Origin of the sequence: Streptomyces sp. AC555_RSS877, assembly GCF_019049245.1 — a bacterium.
Taxonomy (GTDB): Bacteria; Actinomycetota; Actinomycetes; order Streptomycetales; family Streptomycetaceae; genus Streptomyces.
Map to the genome: position 1 here is coordinate 37,289 of NZ_JAGMUK010000088.1, position 17,893 is coordinate 55,181.

General features: G+C 71.3%; 18 protein-coding genes. 13 read left to right on the plus strand and 5 right to left on the minus strand.

The window, feature by feature from the left end; translation table 11 throughout:
* The first annotated feature begins 53 nt into the window (after window positions 1-53).
* Entirely contained in the window at window positions 54-542 is a 489-nt protein-coding gene (locus tag KUM49_RS34505; RefSeq protein WP_217240904.1) for a DUF4396 domain-containing protein, read from the plus strand.
* A gap of 84 nt (window positions 543-626) precedes the next feature.
* On the opposite strand, the gene KUM49_RS34510 is transcribed toward KUM49_RS34505, so the two are convergent.
* Together KUM49_RS34510 and KUM49_RS34515 are read right to left on the minus strand one after the other, a co-directional pair.
* The gene (locus KUM49_RS34510; protein ID WP_217240905.1) at window positions 627-1,154 is read right to left on the minus strand and encodes a hypothetical protein; all 528 of its coding nucleotides are present in this window, start codon (window positions 1,152-1,154) and stop codon (window positions 627-629) included.
* A complete protein-coding gene (locus tag KUM49_RS34515; RefSeq protein WP_217240906.1) occupies window positions 1,151-1,300 on the minus strand; it encodes a hypothetical protein in 150 nt (49 codons plus the stop codon). The genes KUM49_RS34510 and KUM49_RS34515 overlap by 4 nt, the downstream gene beginning before the upstream one ends.
* Before the next feature lie 119 nt (window positions 1,301-1,419).
* Between KUM49_RS34515 and KUM49_RS34520 the strand changes: the two genes are divergently transcribed.
* On the plus strand, window positions 1,420-1,989 hold the full coding sequence (locus KUM49_RS34520) for a TetR/AcrR family transcriptional regulator (RefSeq protein ID WP_217240907.1): 570 nt from the start codon (window positions 1,420-1,422) through the stop codon (window positions 1,987-1,989).
* 318 nt (window positions 1,990-2,307) lie between these two features.
* Here KUM49_RS34520 and KUM49_RS34525 read toward each other — a convergent pair whose 3' ends face one another.
* Window positions 2,308-2,577, minus strand: a complete 270-nt coding sequence (locus KUM49_RS34525) for a hypothetical protein (RefSeq protein WP_217240908.1) — start codon at window positions 2,575-2,577, stop codon at window positions 2,308-2,310.
* A gap of 395 nt (window positions 2,578-2,972) precedes the next feature.
* Entirely contained in the window at window positions 2,973-3,929 is a 957-nt protein-coding gene (locus tag KUM49_RS34530; protein ID WP_254402237.1) for an SDR family NAD(P)-dependent oxidoreductase, read from the minus strand.
* A 179-nt stretch (window positions 3,930-4,108) separates the two neighbouring features.
* Here KUM49_RS34530 and KUM49_RS34535 point away from each other — a divergent pair, with 179 nt between their 5' ends.
* The 3 genes from KUM49_RS34535 to KUM49_RS34545 all read left to right on the plus strand — a co-directional run bounded on the left by KUM49_RS34535 (window position 4,109) and on the right by KUM49_RS34545 (window position 7,299).
* Window positions 4,109-5,299, plus strand: a complete 1,191-nt coding sequence (locus KUM49_RS34535; RefSeq protein ID WP_308406896.1) for a histidine kinase — start codon at window positions 4,109-4,111, stop codon at window positions 5,297-5,299.
* Complete coding sequence (locus KUM49_RS34540; protein WP_217240910.1) at window positions 5,296-5,949, plus strand: response regulator transcription factor; 654 nt, start codon at window positions 5,296-5,298, stop codon at window positions 5,947-5,949. Before KUM49_RS34535 ends, KUM49_RS34540 begins: the two co-directional genes overlap by 4 nt.
* A gap of 420 nt (window positions 5,950-6,369) precedes the next feature.
* Window positions 6,370-7,299, plus strand: coding sequence for a hypothetical protein (locus KUM49_RS34545; RefSeq protein WP_374200235.1), 930 nt, complete (start codon window positions 6,370-6,372; stop codon window positions 7,297-7,299).
* Between the two features lie 725 nt (window positions 7,300-8,024).
* On the opposite strand, the gene KUM49_RS34550 is transcribed toward KUM49_RS34545, so the two are convergent.
* Window positions 8,025-9,494, minus strand: coding sequence for an MFS transporter (locus KUM49_RS34550; protein ID WP_254402238.1), 1,470 nt, complete (start codon window positions 9,492-9,494; stop codon window positions 8,025-8,027).
* Between the two features lie 556 nt (window positions 9,495-10,050).
* Between KUM49_RS34550 and KUM49_RS34555 the strand changes: the two genes are divergently transcribed.
* The 8 genes from KUM49_RS34555 to KUM49_RS34590 are packed head-to-tail and all read left to right on the plus strand — an operon-like array spanning window position 10,051 to window position 17,836.
* A complete protein-coding gene (locus KUM49_RS34555) occupies window positions 10,051-11,121 on the plus strand; it encodes a 3-oxoacyl-ACP synthase (RefSeq protein ID WP_217240912.1) in 1,071 nt (356 codons plus the stop codon).
* On the plus strand, window positions 11,121-12,113 hold the full coding sequence (locus KUM49_RS34560; protein WP_217240913.1) for a 3-oxoacyl-ACP synthase III family protein: 993 nt from the start codon (window positions 11,121-11,123) through the stop codon (window positions 12,111-12,113). The genes KUM49_RS34555 and KUM49_RS34560 overlap by 1 nt, the downstream gene beginning before the upstream one ends.
* 55 nt (window positions 12,114-12,168) lie before the next feature.
* A complete protein-coding gene (locus tag KUM49_RS34565; RefSeq protein WP_217240914.1) occupies window positions 12,169-13,056 on the plus strand; it encodes a Phenylacetic acid catabolic protein in 888 nt (295 codons plus the stop codon).
* A complete protein-coding gene (locus KUM49_RS34570) occupies window positions 13,056-14,105 on the plus strand; it encodes a Phenylacetic acid catabolic protein (RefSeq protein WP_217240915.1) in 1,050 nt (349 codons plus the stop codon). The genes KUM49_RS34565 and KUM49_RS34570 overlap by 1 nt, the downstream gene beginning before the upstream one ends.
* On the plus strand, window positions 14,102-14,593 hold the full coding sequence (locus tag KUM49_RS34575) for an iron-sulfur cluster assembly protein (protein WP_217240916.1): 492 nt from the start codon (window positions 14,102-14,104) through the stop codon (window positions 14,591-14,593). Before KUM49_RS34570 ends, KUM49_RS34575 begins: the two co-directional genes overlap by 4 nt.
* Complete coding sequence (locus KUM49_RS34580; protein WP_217240917.1) at window positions 14,590-15,330, plus strand: SDR family NAD(P)-dependent oxidoreductase; 741 nt, start codon at window positions 14,590-14,592, stop codon at window positions 15,328-15,330. The genes KUM49_RS34575 and KUM49_RS34580 overlap by 4 nt, the downstream gene beginning before the upstream one ends.
* Entirely contained in the window at window positions 15,327-16,127 is an 801-nt protein-coding gene (locus tag KUM49_RS34585; protein ID WP_217240918.1) for an enoyl-CoA hydratase/isomerase family protein, read from the plus strand. The genes KUM49_RS34580 and KUM49_RS34585 overlap by 4 nt, the downstream gene beginning before the upstream one ends.
* Window positions 16,128-16,132: 5 nt before the next feature.
* Window positions 16,133-17,836, plus strand: coding sequence for an AMP-binding protein (locus tag KUM49_RS34590; protein ID WP_217240919.1), 1,704 nt, complete (start codon window positions 16,133-16,135; stop codon window positions 17,834-17,836).
* Window positions 17,837-17,893: the final 57 nt, after the last annotated feature.

The following is a 17,893-nucleotide window of genomic DNA, read 5'->3' on the forward strand; positions in this document are numbered from 1 at the left end:
GTGGTGCGGGACATGGGATCGGGTCACACTGGACGGGAATGGGGATGACGGTCATGGACCACACCGCACACCACACCAGCACCGCACACCAGGCGGCCAGTGGGCACGGCGGCGCGTCCTGGGGAACGGCGGCGAAGGCGACGCTGCACTGCCTGACCGGATGCGCGATCGGCGAGATCCTCGGCATGGTCATCGGCACCGCCCTGCTGTGGGGCAACGTGCCCACGATGGTCCTGGCGATCACCCTGGCATTTGTCTTCGGCTACTCCTTCACCCTGTTCGCCCTCCGTAGGGCGGGCCTGGACTTCAAGAGCGCCGTCAAGGTGGCGCTGGCCGCGGACACCGTCTCTATCGCGATCATGGAACTCGTCGACAACGGCGTCATCGCCCTCAGCGGTGCGATGGACGCCCACCTGTCCGACACTCTGTTCTGGACCGCGCTGCTCGGCGGCTTCGCCGTCGCATTCGTGATCACGACCCCGGTCAACAAGTGGATGATCGGCCGGGGCAAGGGCCACGCCGTCGTCCACGCCTACCACTGACCTCCCACAGCGCGAACGCCGAGGTCAGATGGCGATGCCCGACGACCTGACCAAGTGCATCCGTCTCGACCTCGGGGCACAGGTTCAGTGCGGCAGGAAGTTCTGCTCGCGCCGGTGGCGGCGCCCGTGGCGGGTCAGGCCGCGCGGCTTGAAGACCGACAGGGCTGCCGCGGTGAGCAGGACCACCAGGGCGGCGGCCCCGTCTGCGATCAGCTGGATGCGCATGCCTTCCAGCTCGCCGCCCGAGAGTGCGGCCCGGGCCGCCGCATCGGCGAGGTGTCCGACCGGCTGCATGTGCACCAGCAGGAGCAGCGTGGCCGGCACGGTAATCAGCAGTTTTGCGATGACCCAGTAGTGGCGCAGCAGCCCCCAGACGGTGCCAAGTGACTGGAGAACGCCGGTCAGCAGCGAGGCGATGCTGAGGGGAACGATCACCGACCATCCCACCAGCTCCATCGCCACATAGGCGCCCTGCACCGTCTGAGGCGAACTGCTGGACAGCCCGGCGACGGCCAGCGCCAGGAAGGCGGCGACCGCCCCCAGCCAGCCGACCGAGGCGATGACATGGAGGGTGAGGGTCAGCTTGCGCAGCCGCGGCGGGAACGGTCTCACGGCGTATGCCCGTGCGTCCCACCGCCGGCCAGGTGCACGATCACGAACACCACGACCAGGACGACCGCGACCGCCGCGGACATCTTCACCCAGCGGGGCGCCCCGTCGTCGTCATCGGCATCCGAACGAGGCGGTGAGCCGGCCATGGCGTCCTCCACATGTTCGGTCCGGAGCGTCGGCGCCCCGGCCCCGTACTGTTTTACGAGACACAGTGTCTCCCTTGCGGCGGAGTGTATCTACTTCTGGACGTCCCTATCCTTTGGGGGTGCCCAAGCTGTGGAACGAGACGATCGACGCCCACCGTCACGCTGTGCGCGAGGCCATCCTGGACGCCACCGCCCAGCTGGTGGAGGCGGGCGGCCTGCGGTCGGTGACCATGTCACAAGTCGCCGAGCGGACCGGCATCGGGCGCGCGACGCTCTACAAGTACTTCTCCGACGTCGACGCGGTCCTCCTCGCCTGGCACGAACGCCAGATCACCGGACACCTCCAGCACCTGGCGGAAGTCCGCGACCGCGCCGGGACGGCCGGCGAGCGCCTCAAGGCCGTCCTGCGGTCGTACGCGGCCATCACCCGGCAACGCCACCGCGGCGAACTCGCCGCCCTCCTCCACCAGGGCGAGCACATCACTCACGCCGAACGGCACCTGACGCGCATCGTGGAAGACCTCATCGCCGAGGGCGCGCAAGCAGGCGACCTGCGGGCCGACGTCCCACCCGCCGAGCTCGCGCACTACTGCCTCCACGCCCTGACCGCCGCCGCCGGCCTGACCTCCCAAGCCGCCGTGACCCGCCTCGTCAACGTCACCCTGGACGCACTGCACCCCATTCCCTGACCTATGCAAGACGGGTGGGCATGACTGCACCGTGCCCGCCCCGATCTCTCCCCCCGCCGACGTCCCTCGCCCGACGTCGCCGCCGCGCTGAGGGCGGCCAGGCGCGGCGGCCCCGCCGACGCGCCACCGGTGAGCGCGCCCCGATCCCCGTCTGCGTCCGCGCCGCCCATCCCGCCCTCCCTCATCCTCAACTCCAGCCAGGGCATGGGCCAAGGAGTCGCAACGGGGATGGCAGCGGCCCGATCACACCCGTACGCCCATGGTGACCTGGGAGGACTCCAGGGCGCGGGGAAGGAACTCACTTGTGACGCGCTGCGGTCACCTTCTCAGCCGGTGGGCTCGTACTCCCCTCCGGCCGCTGGTAGAGCGCCGGGGGCCTCGTCGCCGTTGCGGATCGGAGACCGTGGCGAACCAGGACGTGGCCCAGACCGTGATCCGGTCCGACTCATGGATCGTCTCGAAGGGGTGGTCGTCCCAGTGTCCGTACGACGTGACCATGACGGCCTCGCCGGGGAGAAGCCAGTAGTCCTGGCCGAAAGGCTCCAGCCACAGCTCCAACAGCCCTTCGCCGTCGTTCTGCACGAGCATCGGCACAAAGCCTTGTGCTGCGCCGACGCGGCGACTGCCGGGGCTGGACGCAGGCCGACCCTCTGACGTAGTCATCACGCGAGCACTGTCACAACCAGCTGCGGTGCCCAGTCACACCATCGCCCGCGTCCAGCAGGTTAACCGGGCGTTGGACTGCTCACTGGAGACGGAGACCGAGCAGCTCTTCAACGAACTCCTCAACGGACCGGGTACGGGAACGTGCATCCGGGATCCGCGACTTCGCTCACCTTGCGGGCGATTCGGTGGCAGCGGACTGGCAAATCCGCTGTCCGGTTGACAACGGCTAGTTCACGGGCCTGATGCGGAGGGCTCCCGGACGGATTGCCGGAGCCTCTGCGATCCATCACCCGGCTGTTCGTTGAGCGGTCGTGCCGTCAGCCACCGCTCGGCTGGATTATCTTCCGGCCCGCGGTACTCCCGCCGTCTACGGCGACCGACGCACCCGTCATGTACGGGAAGTCGTCGCAGGCGAGTCCGAGCACCGCGCGCGCGATCTCCTCGGGCTCGGCCATCCGCTCGAGACCGTCGACGTTGAGCGGCCCCCACGCCCGCTTGTACTTCGCCCATTCCGCGTCCGGGATTCCCGGCGGGCGGACGAAGGGGGTGTCGGTGGTGCCGGGCAGCAGGGCGTTGAGCCTGATTCCCTTGGGCCCGTACGCGAGTGCCGCGGATTTCACTATGCCCTGCACGGCCCGTTTGCTCGCGGTGTAGGCGGCGCCGTTTGACCGCGCCTGCTCGGCCGCCGACGACGAGGTGCAGATGATGACGCCGCGCTGCGCCCGGAGCATGTGCGGGATCTCGTACTTGATCGCGAGGAACACGCCCCGGGCGTTGGTGGCCTGGACGTCGTCCCACTCCTCGACGCTCATCTCATGGGGCAGTTTGCCGCCGCCGATGCCGGCGTTGTTGAAGGCCACGTCGAGGGAGCCGTAACGGCTCGCGACCCGGTCCACGAAGCTTCGTACCTGAGAGGCTTCCCGGACGTCGGCCTGGATGTACGTGGCTTCGCCGCCCGCGTCCCGGATCTCCCGTTCCACCTGGCGCCCCAGCTCGGCGCGTCTGCCGCAGAATCCGACATGGGCGCCCTCTCCGGCGAACGCCTTCGCCGCCGCCCTGCCGATGCCGGATGTGGCACCCGTGATGAGCACCGACTTTCCCCGGAAGCGTCCGCCCTCGGTGCGGGAGCCGGCCTGAGCGCCGACCGCATGGGCGGGAGTGCCGAAGGCCGCACCGGCCAGGCCCAGGGCGGCCGCACCGCCAAGGAGGGACCGCCGCCCGGTGTCCGCGGATTTCGAGTTCGTGGCGGTACGCGTGGCGGTACTCGTGTTCATATTCATGTCCGCGTCCGCCTTCACGTTCGTATGCGCATTCACATTCATGACGATCACGCTCGCAGCCCGTCCCGGCCCCCGAATCCGTCCGCGGGCCGGACATCGCGGCCGGTGGGAGGAGGCGCCCTCCTCCCACGGCAGGACCCAGGCGGGCGGGCCTCCCGCCTATCGTGGGCGGCGTGAACCGACCTTGGATCGAGCTTGCGTTCGACAGGAGATTGGCCGTCATACGGGTCCTGGTGCTCGCCGGCGTCCTGATCGGCGATCTCCTGCTGCTGCATCGGCCGTCCGGGGCGCGGGACTGGGGCCTTGCCGCAGCCGGGCTCATGTTGTGCCTGGCAGCGGGCAAGTGGGCGTTCGGCGCGCTTCTGGCGCAGTCGGTGCTGCTCGTCGCCGCACACACACTGGGCGCGAGCACCGTTTCGTCGTTGAAGGTGCTGGCCGCGGTCACTCTCTTCGAGCTGGCAGTGCAGCGGTCCGGGCGCCGCCTCGCAGCCGGGACGACGGCACTGGCGCTCGCCGTCGCGGTGAACCGCCTTGATGACCTGCCCGGCGAACTCCTCCCGGTGCTCTACAAGATGGGCATCGTCGCCGGCCTGCCGCTGCTCATGGGCGCGTACGTGCGCGTGACCCGCGGCGCCGCGCTGCACGCCCGCGCGTACGCGCATCAGCAGGAACTCCGTGCCGAACAACAGCTGCTGGCGGCCCGCGCCGCGGAGCGCACCGCCATCGCGCGCGAGCTGCACGACCTCGTGGCCCACCACGTCTCCTCCATGGTGCTGCGCGTCGGTGTCGCCCGGCATGTCGTCGCCCCCGGCAGCACCGACCCGCGGATCACCGACGTCCTCGACGACCTGCACGCCAGTGGCAGCGCGGCACTGACCGATCTGCGGCGCCTGGTGGCCGTACTGCGCGCCCCGGACCATGCCGGTCCCGACACGGGTTCCCTGGTCACGCCCTGGGCGCTGCCGGCCGCGCTGGAGTCGGTGGTGGCCCACAGCCGCCGGACCGGCCTGGTCGTGACCGCTTCCGTGGATCCCCGTGTCGCGCGGCTCGACGCGGTACGCGGCCTCGCGGTCCTCCGCCTGGCCCAGGAGGGCCTGGCCAACGCGGCCAAGCACGGCGGGCCCGGCGCACACGCCGAGCTGGCCGTGCGGGTGGCCGATGGCGCCGTACACGTCACGATTCACGACGACGGGGCCGGACAGGCCCGACATCCGTCCCCGGGCCCGTCCGGACACGGGCTGATCGGCATGCGCGAACGCGTGGACCTGCTCGGCGGCCGGCTGGATGCGGGCCCCGCAGCTCGGGGCTGGCGGCTCACGGCCGAACTGCCCGCCTTCGCACCCGACATGGAGCCTCAACTGTGATCCGCGTCCTCGTCGTCGACGACCAGCAGCTTGTCCGCATGGGGCTGCGCATGCTCTTCGAACAGGCCCAGGACATCGAGATCCAGGGCGAGGCGGACAACGGCGCGGAGGCGGTGCGGCTGGCCGAACGCCTCACTCCCGACGTCGTCCTCATGGACCTGAGAATGCCCGGCATGGACGGCATCACGGCCACCCGCCGCATCCTGGCCGCGCGCCCGGCCACCCGGGTCGTCGCCCTCACCACGTTCGACGACGACGATCATCTGTATCCCGTGCTGGCGGCCGGAGCCTGCGGTTTCCTCGTCAAGGACACACCGCCGACCGAACTCCTGGACGCCGTACGCCGGGCCGCCGGCGGAGAGGCCCCCTTCAGCCGGGACGCCCTGGACCGCCTCGTCGCCCAGGCTCTCCACACCCGGTCCGTCTCCGACGCCCCCACGGACATCCCGGTGCCGGCCATCACCCCGCGCGAGCGGGAGGTACTCGGCCTGCTCGGCGTGGGACTGTCCAACAAGGAGATCGCCGACCGGCTGCATCTCGGGGTCACCACGGTGAAGACCCACGTGGCGAGCCTGATGACGAAGACCGGTCGGGACAACCGCATCCGTCTCGCCATCCTCGCCGTCCTCACCGGCATCACTCCGGACTGACCCGCCAGCTGCTCCGAGACGGCGCCGCGAGGGCCCTACCACGGTGTGGACCGACGGCCGCGTGTACTACCCGCTGCACTGCCCTTCTGTCGGGCTTCTCGAAGAACGAGCGGTAGGCGCCCTCACGGATGTCGTGGTCAGTGTCTCTGCCCTGGGCCGCTGCGGTGCACGACACGTGATGCGGACGGCGGCGGCTTGATGTGGAGACGTAGGCGCGGCCCAGCGGCCCTGCCTCAAAAAAACCGGTGGGTCCTTCGCCGTGGGCGAGGCACAATTCCCTGGGGATCGGGGCGAGGGGGAGCTTGTTTGGACGTGTTTGCGTGTGCCGGGTGTGGCACGGAGCTGACGGCGCCAGTGTCCCGAGTGGCCCTCCCGGTCCATACCCATCACGGGGGATGGGAGGAACTTCATCCTCCGCTGATGGAGCCCGCGACGTACGCCGTCGACCCCCGACCCACTGGACCGCCGTGGCGGTTGTGGGAGGAGGTCGGAGAGGACGCGGCTGCCCGGCAGGGCGTGTACGCACCGGTGTACTCCGTCTCCTTCGGCGCGCGGAACAGGATCGTCATCGCCCCCGGCGAATCCCGGTCCATGGCCCTGATACCCGAGAAGTGCGAGGGCTACTGCCAGGGGTTGGACGGCCGGGCCGGCCCCAACCTGGCGTGCGAGGGGTGCGGGCGGGCCGTGGCGACCCGCATGGACGACTGCGGACTGTGGCAGACGGTATGGCTGGAGCCCGGCACGGTCGTACGCCGCCCCTCAGGGCTCCCCGCCGGTCCGCCTCCCGACTGGGACGAGCTGGAGCGCGCCGAGCACCGCGTCCCTCCCGTCGAACCCGACGGGTCGTGGAGCCGTCGCTGGGAGGCGGCGGTCGGGGTCGCGCTGGCTCACCTCGTGGCGGCCACTGAGGACCGCCCCGTGACCCTTCCCGCCGGCCCCGTCACCGAGCTGCTCGGCCACGCCGTCGGCCGGTACCTGCCGGCCGGGCCCGATGCCCGTACCGTGGGGCTGGCCGGCCCCGGAATCCGCACGCCCCGGCCCCGTCCCGACGTCCTCCTCGTCCCCCGCCACCCCCTCACGGGCACACCCTGGCGCCCACCCGGCGACGACGCGGCCGTGGTGCCGCTGGACAGCGGGGTCTGGGCGTACCTCGCCCACCCGGGCGAGACCTCACCGATGCCCGCGAGGGGGGTGCTTCCGGACGGCGTCCTGCGCGACGACTATCCCCTGCCGCCGCGCCCCTGGCGCCCGCTGACGCCCCACCACCGGGCCTTCGAGTACACCCTGGTCGGGCTGCCCGCCGTACGCGCCCCCCGGCTGCGCAGGTACCACGACGCGTACCGGTCGTGAACGCCTGACCGGGCGTCTACGGCACCGCGATCGCAGCGGTCCGCTCATCCTTCGGTTCGGATCTCAGGTCTCTTTGATCCGCCAGGAACTTCCTGGTCTTTCCCGCAAGACGGGGGATGGGGTTCTTCGGTGAGCGTTGCCGCTCAGAGGGGTCGGTGTACGGGGACACGGAACCGGAAGAACTACTCCGGCAAGCACGTTGGACGCGGCGCCTACGCCGCGCTCGTCGCGGACCGGAACATCCTGCGTTTTTGCTCGGCCAGCCGGTTCAGGACCCGGCGATCACGAGGTCCTCGGCCGGGGATGGCCTGGCGACGGCCGTGCGATCCGCAGCCGCTCGTCCCACCCCAGCCCGACCAGGAGTCCTGCCGCACTCGCGAAAACGGCCGCTCGGCTTGGGCGTCCTTCCGCCCGCTGTCGGGCGGCGGTGCCAACGCTGCCTCACCGTTCATGACCGGACCTCCTCGACAAGCGATCCCACCCGGTCGACTGCGGCCCGCAGGCGCTGCGGCGACGGGTGTAATGGTGGGCTCGGGTATGGAACTCCCGGAATACCCCCCTCGACCCGTCGGGAAGCGGCGAGAGAGCCTCGCGTAGGTCTTCAAGCCGGCGGTAGTGGAGGGCGCTCATCCCGGCTTCGCGGGACGCAGTGACATGGGCTGCGGTGTCGCATCTGCTGGGCGCGGGAGTCCGGATCCCGCATGATGCATGCCGCTGGGCCAGTGTCAGCCCGCCTTCGCGGCAGCATCGGGGACCTCCGCCGTCGACGCCGCAGCGTTGGCAGGCGCGGGGGCCGGCCGGGGCTGCTTCTTCAGGCCGAGTCCGATGAAGGCACCGGCGAGCGTCCCCATGGCGGCGACCCACCCTGCCATCCTTAGCCCACCGACCAGCTCCTGGGGGCCGGGGTTGTGGCCTGCGTGGGAGTTCGCCACCGCGACCAGGGCCGCGAGGCCGAGGGCGCCGCCGATCTGGCGGCACGTGGAGGCGAGCGCCGAGGCGACCCCCTGCTGGGCCGGTTCGGCCCCCGAGGACGCCACCGCGACGAAGAGCGACGGGAAGGCGAAGCCGCCGCCGGCGCCCCAGATCGCGATCCCCGGGAGCAGCGCCCAGTAGGAGCCGTGCGTGGACATGCCGGCGATGATCGCGGCCAGACCGACGGCGGTACCGACCGTGCCGAGGAAGAGCGTCGTACGGACGCCGAGCCGACCCAGCACCCGGGCATTGAGCTTCATCGCCACCACCATGCAGATCAAGGTCGGCGGCAGGAACGCGACGCCGGCGGCGAGCGGGCCGTAGGTGAGCACCGTCTGCAGGTAGGTGGTGAGCAGGTAGTACGTACCGCCCAGGGAGGCCTGGAAGACGATCAACGCCAGCATGGGGACGGTCAGGCCCCGCAGGCGGAACAGCTTCAGCGGCACCAACGGGTCGGCGGAGCGCTTCTCGATCAGCACGAAGACTGCCAGCAGCAGCGCGCCGGCCGCCAGGGCACCGACGCCCTCGATCGAGCCCCAGCCCTTGGCCGGACCACTGACCAGGCCGAACACCAGCAGCGTCGAACCGATCGTGGCGACCACGGCCCCGCCGGCGTCGAAGCTGCGGCCGGTGCCGAGCGGGCGGTCGGGCGGCAGGATCCGGGTGGCGGCGAACGCCGTGATCAGTGCGAGCGGGACGTTGACGAAGAAGACCCAGCTCCAGCCCAAGGCACCGGTCAGCACGCCGCCGAGCAGCGAGCCCGCGGCCAGGCCCGCGCTGCCCATGGCGCCCCAGACGGACGTGGCCCGGTTGCGTTCGGGGCCCGGGGCGAAGGTGGTGAAGATGAGCATCAGCGTCGCCGGCGTCAGCAGGGCACCGCCCACGCCCTGGATCGCGCGAGCGGCCACCAGGAGTCCGGCGTTGTTCGCGAGTCCGCCGACGAGAGAGGAGAACGCGTAGATGACCAGACCGGTGACCAGCATGCGCCGCGGGCCGATCCGGTCGGCCGCACGGCCTCCGAACAACAGCAGCCCGCCGAGCGCGACCGCGTAGGCGCTGACGACCCACTGCAGCGACTGTGCGGAGAAGCCGAGCTGGCTGCCGATGTCCGGCAGCGCCACATAGACGATGTTGTAGTCGATGGTGACGATGAACTGGGTGAACGCCAGCAGGGCGAGCGTGTACCCGGCCCACCGTGGCGATCGGGAGTCTGAGGTGGCCATGGTGTGGCTTCTTCCTTCGGGGTGAGCGGGGCGGTGGCCGCCCGAGGGGGGTTCCGCGGCAAGAATAATACGTTCGTGAAGGTATGTAAATCCGGACGGAAGCAGAGATCGGTCAACTGCACACGGATGTCGTGCAGTTGAGTTCCGCCTCTGCGACTGCGGCGCGACGCAGCCGACCTCTCGACGATCACGCGGGCGCGTCGGCGCCCATGTGCAACTGAGGACCGTCCTCACTTGCACAACGGGCCACCACCCTTGTGGCACAGGCAACGCAGGCAGTGCCCACAAGCTCGACCCGCCCCGGTGATCGCTCACGGGCACCGCACTCTGCCGCAGTTACATACCTCTGCGAAGGTATGCGATTGTGGGCGGGAAGCCACTGGTGGCCCAGTGCGCCAGTGTCCGCTCCCGACGGTGGACACCTGCGTAACGCACTGCGCCTGGTACGGCGCGCCCCTCTTCCCCGGCCGGGCGAACTGCCGAGCACTCCCCCGGCCCCACTCGTCGGCCGGTGACCCGCACTCCCTACGGATCCCGAGCTTTCGAAGGAGCCTGCATGAAATTCGGAGACGATCTGCGGATCAAGACCGTGACCGCGTGGTTTCCACCAGACCGCGAGCACGTCGAGGACGCCGTGGCGGCGGGGAAGCTGACCGACTCGGACGCGGAGCGGCTCGGCGTCAGCCATCTGCCGTTCTCGGCCACCCTGTCCGCTCCCGAGATGGCGGCGGAGGCCGGCCGTGCCGCGATAAGCCGGGCGGGCTGGAGCCCGTCCGACATCGGCCTGGTCCTGCACACCTGGATCTACCACCAAGGCCATGACATGTGGTCGCCGCCGCACTACGTGGCCCACGCGGTGGGCGCCGGCAATGCCACGCCCTACGGCGTTCAACAGGGCTGCAACGCGGGCGCGTTGGCCCTGCAACTGGCCGCGATGCACTTGGACGCAGACGCCGGACTCGGTGCCGTGCTCGTCACGACGGGCGACCGATTCTGCCCGCCCGGTATGGACCGCTGGACCTCCGACTACGGGCTCGGCTTCGGTGACGCGGGGACCGCGGCCCTGGTGCACCGCGGCGGCGCGGGACCCGACGACTACGCCCTGCTGTCCCTGGCCACCGCGACCGACGCCCAGTTCGAGCTGATGATGCGGCACGGCAACGACTTCAGCCCTGCTCCCATGTGGCACGACGGGTTCATCGACCTGCGCACTCCCAAGAAGTCCTATCTGGCGGAGCACGGCAGGACGAAGTTCGAGACCATCGCCGGCCAGAACATCCGCAAGGTGATCGCGGACAGCCTGCACGACGCGGGGATGGCGACCGACGACCCGCGGATCAAGTACATCGCGCTGCCGCGGCTCGGGGCGAGCCTGCTGGACTCCATCTACGGCCCGGTGCTCGACGAGCTGCTCAAGGCCGAGGCCCTGCGGTTCGGCTCCGCCACCGGCCACCTGGGATGCGGGGACTTCCTGGCGAACCTGGCCGACATGCGGGACCGAGTGCCGCTCGAGCCTGGCGATGTCGCGTTGGTGATCAGCGGCGGGGCGGCCTGGACCTGGGCCTGCGCCGTCGTCCAGGTGCCGCAGGAGACACCGCGGGACGACGCTCCGGCGAAGGACGTGTGATGGGCTTCGGATTCCTCGGCCTCGGCGGCCACGTGCCGCCGCTGGTCATAGACAACACGCAGGTCGCCGAGTGGACGGGCGCGGAGGAGAGCTGGATCGTCGAGCGGACCGGCATCCTGGAGCGCAGGTACCGGGAGCCCGGCACCGTCACCTCCGATCTGGCGCTGCACGCCGCGCGCGAGGCGCTGGGCACACTGCCGGAGGCGGCGGCACGGCTCGGTGTGATGATCGTGGCCACCTCGACGCCGGACCAGCCGCAGCCCTCCACCGGGGCGATCCTTCAGAACAAGCTGGGCCTGTCCGGCGTCCCGGCGTTCGACGTCAATGCGGTGTGCTCGGGCTTCCTCTACGCGCTGGCGGTCGCCGACTCGATGCTCTCGGCGCGGCTGGCCTCAGGGGGCGGCGACCACGCCCTGGTGGTCGGCACCGACATGTACTCCTCGCTGATGAACCGCTCCGACCGGCGCACCGTCAGCCTCTTCGGCGACGGGGCCGGTGCGGTGCTGCTCGGCCCGGTGCCCGATGGATACGGCGTACTGGGCTGGCGGCTGGTCGCCCACGGCGAACACCGCGAGTTGGTCGAGGTGCCCGCCGGCGGCACCCGCACGCCGCTGGATGACCGCAGCCGGGAGGCAGGCGAGCACCTGTTCCGCATGCGGGGCCGCGAGGTGCGCGAGTACGCGCTGGGTGTGCTGCCCAAAGTCATCGGCGAGGCGCTCGACTCGGCCGGGATCCGGCTGGCGGACGTGGACCGCTTCATCCTGCACCAGGCCAACACCCGCCTGGTGGAGGCGTGTACGCGCGAACTCGGCGTCGACCCCGACCGGGTGCCCCTGACCGCACCGCGGTTCGGCAACACCGCCACGGCCTCCATCCCCCTCACCCTGCGCGCGGAGAACGAACTGCGGCCGTTCAGGCGGGGCGAGCGCCTGGTGCTGGCCGGAGTGGGCGGCGGCATGACGGCGGGGGCCGTGGTCGTCCGCTGGTACTGAGCCCTCCCCCGCGACACCGCTGCAAACCATGCAAGCGCTGCGAAAGGAACGAGACATGCCGACAGCGACAGCGGCGGGACTCCGCCGCTACGAACTGTGGGACCCGATGCCCGACGAGGTACGGGAGGGCGCAAGGCGGTTCGCCACCGTACAGGCCCTCAACGAGCTGGTGGGCGTGCTGCCGTTCGCCGAGTGGCTGGACCGCGCGCCCAGCTGCACCAGGCGGCAGATGCTGATGGCCAAGGTCCAGGACGAGGTGGGCCACGGACACGTGGCCGCTCGGGTCGCCGAGGACCTGGGGATGCCTCGCGAGCGAATCCTCCTGGACTACCTGGAGGGTCGCTCGAAGGTACACAACATCTTCCACTACTCCTTCGCGTCCTGGGAGGAGTTCGGCCCGGGGCTGCTCCTGATGAACTCGGCGGCGATCCTGCAGTTCCGGTCACTGATGAAGGGCGTGTACCTGCCCTACGCCCGGGCGCTGCGCAAGATCGAGCGCGAGGAGTCCTTCCACTACCAGCACGCCCTGGACCTGACCCACGAGGTGCTGACGCACGGAGACGCCGACCAGCGCCGCCGGGTGCAGGAAGGGTTCGAGATGTGGCTGCCGCGGGTGCTCGCGTACCTCGGGCCGCCGGACACCGAGACACTGCACGCCAATCGCATGCACCAGATCGGTCTGAAGCCCGACGGCAACGACGAGCTGCGCCAGGCCTGGCTCAGCAAGATCATTCCGGTCTTCCAGAAGGTCGGCGTGCACGTGGACCCCGCTCTGGCGCGTCAACTGCCCTCGGGCGAGTGGGAGTTCGCAATGCCCGACTGGGCAGAGGTGAAGAAGGTCATCGCGAACGGCGGCCCGGCGTCGCAGCGCCGGCTGGACTGGGTGCGCGGCGCGCTGGACCGCAACACGCGATACCGGCGCGCACTGCGGGGGGTGGCGTGATGCCGCACGTTCCCACCGACACCGACGTCTACGAGGTGTTCGCGCAGACCGGCAGCGGCTCGCCGCTCAACCACGTCGGCTCCCTCGTCGCACCGCGCCGGGACGCCGCCTGGCACCTGGCCAAGGAGACCTACGGGCGCCGCGACGACCTCTCCCGGCTCTGGGTGGTACGGCGCACCGACCTGATCGTCTCCAGCGCCGGTGACCGCGACCTGCTCGCCGCCAAGACCCGGATGCCGCACCGCCAGCCCGGCTTCCCCACCACGCGCCGCCGCGACCGCTCCGCCGCCCCGGACACCGCCGCCCCGCAGCAGCGCCCCGAGGGCTCCGCTTCCGAGCGCGCCGACACCGTACGCGAGGCCGCCGACTCGGCCCTGACCGGGCTGTGGCTGGCGCTCGCCGACGACCTGTTCGTCCTGGGCAACCGGCTGGGCGCACGCATCGTCGACTACATCGACCTGGAGGAGTCACTGGCGGTCGGCTCCATAGGGCAGGAGGCGCTGGCGCACGCCGAGACGGTCCTGGCGCTGCACGGATTCGACGAGTCGGCCGCCGACGCCCACTTCTTCGAACGGCCGCAGGAGCAGTGGCAGGTGTCCCGGGTCATCGGCCGCCTCGGCGACTGGCCGTCCACCGTGGTGTGCGGGCTGGTGATCGCCGCGGCGGTCACCGTGCTCGCCGAGGAGCGCGCCGCGAAGGACCCCGCGATCGCGGCCATCCGCGACGAGCAACGGGTCCATCTGGACCACTGGCGGCGGTGGGCGCGAGCGCTGGCCGCCTGGCCCGAGACAGGTGAGGAGTTCACGCAGGCGTACGCCGAGGTGACGCGGTGCGCAGGCGACCTGCTGGGCGCCGACCCGCACAACGCCGTGCCGGATGCGCTGCACGGGCGACTGGCCGCGCTGGTCGGCGACAGCGGCGGCCCCGGATCGCGCCTGCCGCACCTGCCGGTGCCGCGGGCCGCGGGGATGGGCGGCAGTGTCCTTGCCGACTGCCTCACGCGCGGCCGCCTCGTGCGCGAGCACTACGCCCCGGAGGTGTTCCTGTGAGCCCCGACCCGCTCACCAGCGTGGTCGCCGACGTGCGCGACCCGGAGATCGACGTGGGCCTGGGCGACCTCGGAGTGGTGCGCTCGGTGTCCAGGACCGACGACCGGATCGTGGTCCACCTCGCCCCCACCCGGCTCAGCTGCCCCGCCCGCGGCGAGATCGCCAGGCGGGTGCGGTCCGCGCTCAACGACGCCGCGCCGGGGCACGGAATCGAGATCGTGTGGGAGCGCGGCACGTGGCAGCCCGCAGCGGTGAATTCCGCCGGCCGCGACGCCCTGCGCACCGCCGGGTACCGCGTGGCGGGCGAAGCTCCCCGGTGCCCGTACTGCGCCGGCGACGACGTCGTGCGGGCCGGCCGCTTCGGCGGCGCGGTGTGCAAGGTGCCCTACGACTGCCGCGGCTGCGGCTCGCCCTTCGATGTGATCGGTACGGCCGGCTGCTCCGCCGTGCTCCCCGTACCCGACGTCAGGCAAGGAGGAGCACGATGAGGCTCGCCGGAAAGACAGCCGTGATCACCGGGGGCTCCCGGGGACTGGGCCGGGCGATCGCGGGACGCTACCTGCTGGAGGGCGCACGGGTGGTGTGCGCGGCGCGCAACCCCTACGACATCAAGGAGGTCCTCGACCTCTGGCCCGGCCGCGGCGCGTACGTCCCGGTCGACGTCACCAGCAACGACTCGGTCACCGCGCTGATGTCCGAGACCGCCGAGCGCTTCGGCGGCGTGGACATCCTGGTCGCCAACGCAGGCGTGAGCCGGGACGGCCGGGTGGACCGGCTACCGGTCGCCGACTGGCAGGACATGGTGGCCACCAACCTGACCGGGGTGTTCCTGTGCACCCAGGCGGCGATTCCCTACCTGGAACGCAGCTCGGCCCCCCGGATCGTCAACGTCTCCTCCAGCATGGCCACCCGGGTGGCCATCGGGGCGGCCGGCTACTGCGCCACCAAGGCCGCGGTGGAGATGTTCACCCGGGTCAGCGCCATCGAGCTCGGCCCCCGCGGCATCCTGGTCAATTCCCTGGCCCCGGGCATCCTCGACGAGGGGATGGGCCAGCAGCTCACCGAGAACGACAAAGTCTGGGCGCGCTACCGGACCAGGCTGGCGCTCGGCCGGCCCGGCGGTGCCGACGAGGCCGCCGACGCGGCGGTGTTCCTGGCCGGTCCCGAATCGAGCTACGTCAACGGCCACGTCCTCGAGGTCAACGGAGGCCTGCTGTGGTCATGACGACCGTACCTACGGTGGAACACCGCTCCGCGTGGCTGGACATCGACGGAGCGGTGGGCATCCTGCACCTGGACCGGCCGCCGCTGAACGTGCTCGACCGTGCGGCGCAGTCCGCGCTGCGCGCCGCGGCCGAGCAGGCCACGGCCGACGAGCGGGTCCGCGCAGTGGTCCTGCACGGCGGGCCCAGGGTCTTCTCGGCGGGCGGCGACATCAAGGAGATGGCCGCGATGACGCACGCCGCCATGGTGCGGCACGCCCCGGTGCTCCAGGGCGCCTTCGACGCGGTGGCCGCCATCCCCAAACCGGTGGTGGCAGCGATCAACGGGCCGGCTCTCGGCGGCGGTTGCGAGCTCGCGCTGACAGCCGACGCGCGCATCTGCGGAACCGAGGCACACCTCGGGCTGCCCGAGGTCCTGCTCGGCGTCATCCCGGGGGCCGGCGGCACCCAGCGGCTGCCGCGGCTGATCGGACCGGCCAAGGCCAAGGAGCTGATCTTCACCGGCCGCCAGGTCGGCGCGGACGAGGCGCTTCAGCTGGGCCTGGTGGACCAGGTCGTGCCGACCGGCCAGGTGCTGGACACCGCGCTGCGGTGGGCCCGGCGCTTCGAAAAGGGCCCCGCACTGGCACTGCACGCCGCCAAGACGGCCGTCGACCAGGGTCTGGCGACCGACCTGGCCGCCGGGCTGGCCATCGAACGGTCGGTGTTCGCCGCCCTGTTCGCCACCGAGGACCGGCTGACGGGCATGCGGGGATTCGCCGCCGACGGGCCCGGCCGCGCGACCTTCAACGGGAGGTAGCCGCCATGCGTACAGCGACCGGCGAGTTCCAGCGCGCCCGCGACCACCTGTTGTCCTCCTACGGGGACCTGCCGCGCGCCCGCGCCTTCCCCCGGCCCGACCTCGGCGAGACGTTCAGCTGGGTCGCGGACTGGTTCGACGTCATCTCCGACGGCAACGACGCCACCGCGCTGCGCGTGGTCGACCTGGACCGGCAGGGCGCGGTCCTCGCCGACACGGCACTGAGCTTCGCCGAGCTGGCCGAGCGATCCCGGCGGGTCGCCGGATGGCTGCGGTCAATCGGTGTCCAGCGCGGGGACCGCGTCCTGCTCATGCTCGGCAACCGGGTGGAACTGTGGGAGTGCGTACTGGCCGCGTTCCGGCTGGGCGCCGCAGTGATCCCCGCAGCCGTCCAGCTGACCCCCGACGACCTGGCCGAACGGCTGGAGCGCGGCAAGGTGCGGCACGTCATCGCACAGGCCGACCTCACCCCCAAGCTCGACGGCCTGCGCGGCCCTTGGACGCGCGTCGCCGTCGGGGACCGCATTGCGGGCTGGCAGCACTACCAGCGGGCCTACGCCGCCGTACCGCTGCGGGAGACGGTACGGACCCGGCCCGAGGAGCCCTCGCTCATCTACTTCACCTCGGGTACCACCGCCCGTCCCAAAATGGTCGGGCACACCGGGCTGAGCTATCCGGTCGGTCACCTGTCGACCATGTACTGGATCGGCCTGCGCCCCGGTGACGTGCACCTGAACATCTCCTCACCCGGGTGGGCGAAACACGCCTGGAGCTGTCTGTTCGCCCCCTGGAACGCACAGGCGACGGTCCTGGTCGTCAACCAGCCGCGGTTCGCGGCGCGTCCGCTGCTGGAGATGATGTCGCGCTGCGCGGCGACCTCGTTCTGCGCTCCGCCCACCGTGTGGCGCAGCCTCATCCAGGAGGACCTCACCCGGTGGCCGATGTCGCTGCGCGAGGCGGTGGCCGCCGGCGAACCGCTGAACGCGGAGGTCGTGCACCGCATCCGTGACGCCTGGGGCATCACCGTACGGGACGGCTACGGGCAGACCGAGACGACCGCCCAGATCGGGACCCCGCCGGGAATGCCGGTCGTGGAGGGCGCGTTGGGGTGGGCCCTGCCGGGCTACGACGTGGCGCTGCTGGACCCGCAGACCAACACCCCCGTAGCCGGCGGCTGCGCGGAAGGCGAGATCTGTCTGCCGCTGGCCGGTCGGCCGCTCGGTCTGATGAGCGGGTACCTCGGCGATCCCGAGGCGACCGCGCGCGCCCTGCACGGCGGCCACTACCACACCGGTGACTTCGCCACCCGCGACGCCGAGGGCCTCTTCCGCTTCCAGGGACGCGGGGACGACGTCTTCAAGGCGTCCGACTACCGCATCTCCCCCTTCGAGCTGGAGAGCGTGCTGCTGCGGCACGCGGCCGTCGCCGATGCCGCGGTGGTGCCCTCGCCCGAGCCACTGCGGCTGGCCGTACCCAAGGCCTACATCGCGCTCGCCACCGACTACCGGCCGGAGGCGCGGACCGCCCAGCAGATCCTCGCGCACGCCCGCGAACACCTCGCTCCCTACAAGCGGATCCGCCGGATCGAGTTCGCCGAACTGCCCAAGACCATCTCCGGCAAGACACAGCGGGCCGAGCTGCGCAGGCGCGAGGAGCAGCGGCTCACGCGCTCGGCACAGGAGTGGTGGGAGGAGGACTTCCCCAGCTAGCTCCCCGCTCCGCCGGGTGTGGCTGCCGACACGTCACCGACGCAGCCCGCTCGGCCG

Coding starts and splice junctions, on each gene's coding strand:
- KUM49_RS34585 (WP_217240918.1), top strand. CDS start 15,327: ATGACGACCGTACCTACGGTGGAACACCGCTCCGCGTGGCTGGACATC.
- KUM49_RS34545 (WP_374200235.1), top strand. CDS start 6,370: ATGGAGCCCGCGACGTACGCCGTCGACCCCCGACCCACTGGACCGCCG.
- KUM49_RS34550 (WP_254402238.1), bottom strand. CDS start 9,494: ATGGCCACCTCAGACTCCCGATCGCCACGGTGGGCCGGGTACACGCTC.
- KUM49_RS34560 (WP_217240913.1), top strand. CDS start 11,121: ATGGGCTTCGGATTCCTCGGCCTCGGCGGCCACGTGCCGCCGCTGGTC.
- KUM49_RS34515 (WP_217240906.1), bottom strand. CDS start 1,300: ATGGCCGGCTCACCGCCTCGTTCGGATGCCGATGACGACGACGGGGCG.
- KUM49_RS34580 (WP_217240917.1), top strand. CDS start 14,590: ATGAGGCTCGCCGGAAAGACAGCCGTGATCACCGGGGGCTCCCGGGGA.
- KUM49_RS34590 (WP_217240919.1), top strand. CDS start 16,133: ATGCGTACAGCGACCGGCGAGTTCCAGCGCGCCCGCGACCACCTGTTG.
- KUM49_RS34570 (WP_217240915.1), top strand. CDS start 13,056: ATGCCGCACGTTCCCACCGACACCGACGTCTACGAGGTGTTCGCGCAG.
- KUM49_RS34505 (WP_217240904.1), top strand. CDS start 54: ATGGACCACACCGCACACCACACCAGCACCGCACACCAGGCGGCCAGT.
- KUM49_RS34525 (WP_217240908.1), bottom strand. CDS start 2,577: ATGCTCGTGCAGAACGACGGCGAAGGGCTGTTGGAGCTGTGGCTGGAG.
- KUM49_RS34530 (WP_254402237.1), bottom strand. CDS start 3,929: ATGAACACGAGTACCGCCACGCGTACCGCCACGAACTCGAAATCCGCG.
- KUM49_RS34565 (WP_217240914.1), top strand. CDS start 12,169: ATGCCGACAGCGACAGCGGCGGGACTCCGCCGCTACGAACTGTGGGAC.
- KUM49_RS34555 (WP_217240912.1), top strand. CDS start 10,051: ATGAAATTCGGAGACGATCTGCGGATCAAGACCGTGACCGCGTGGTTT.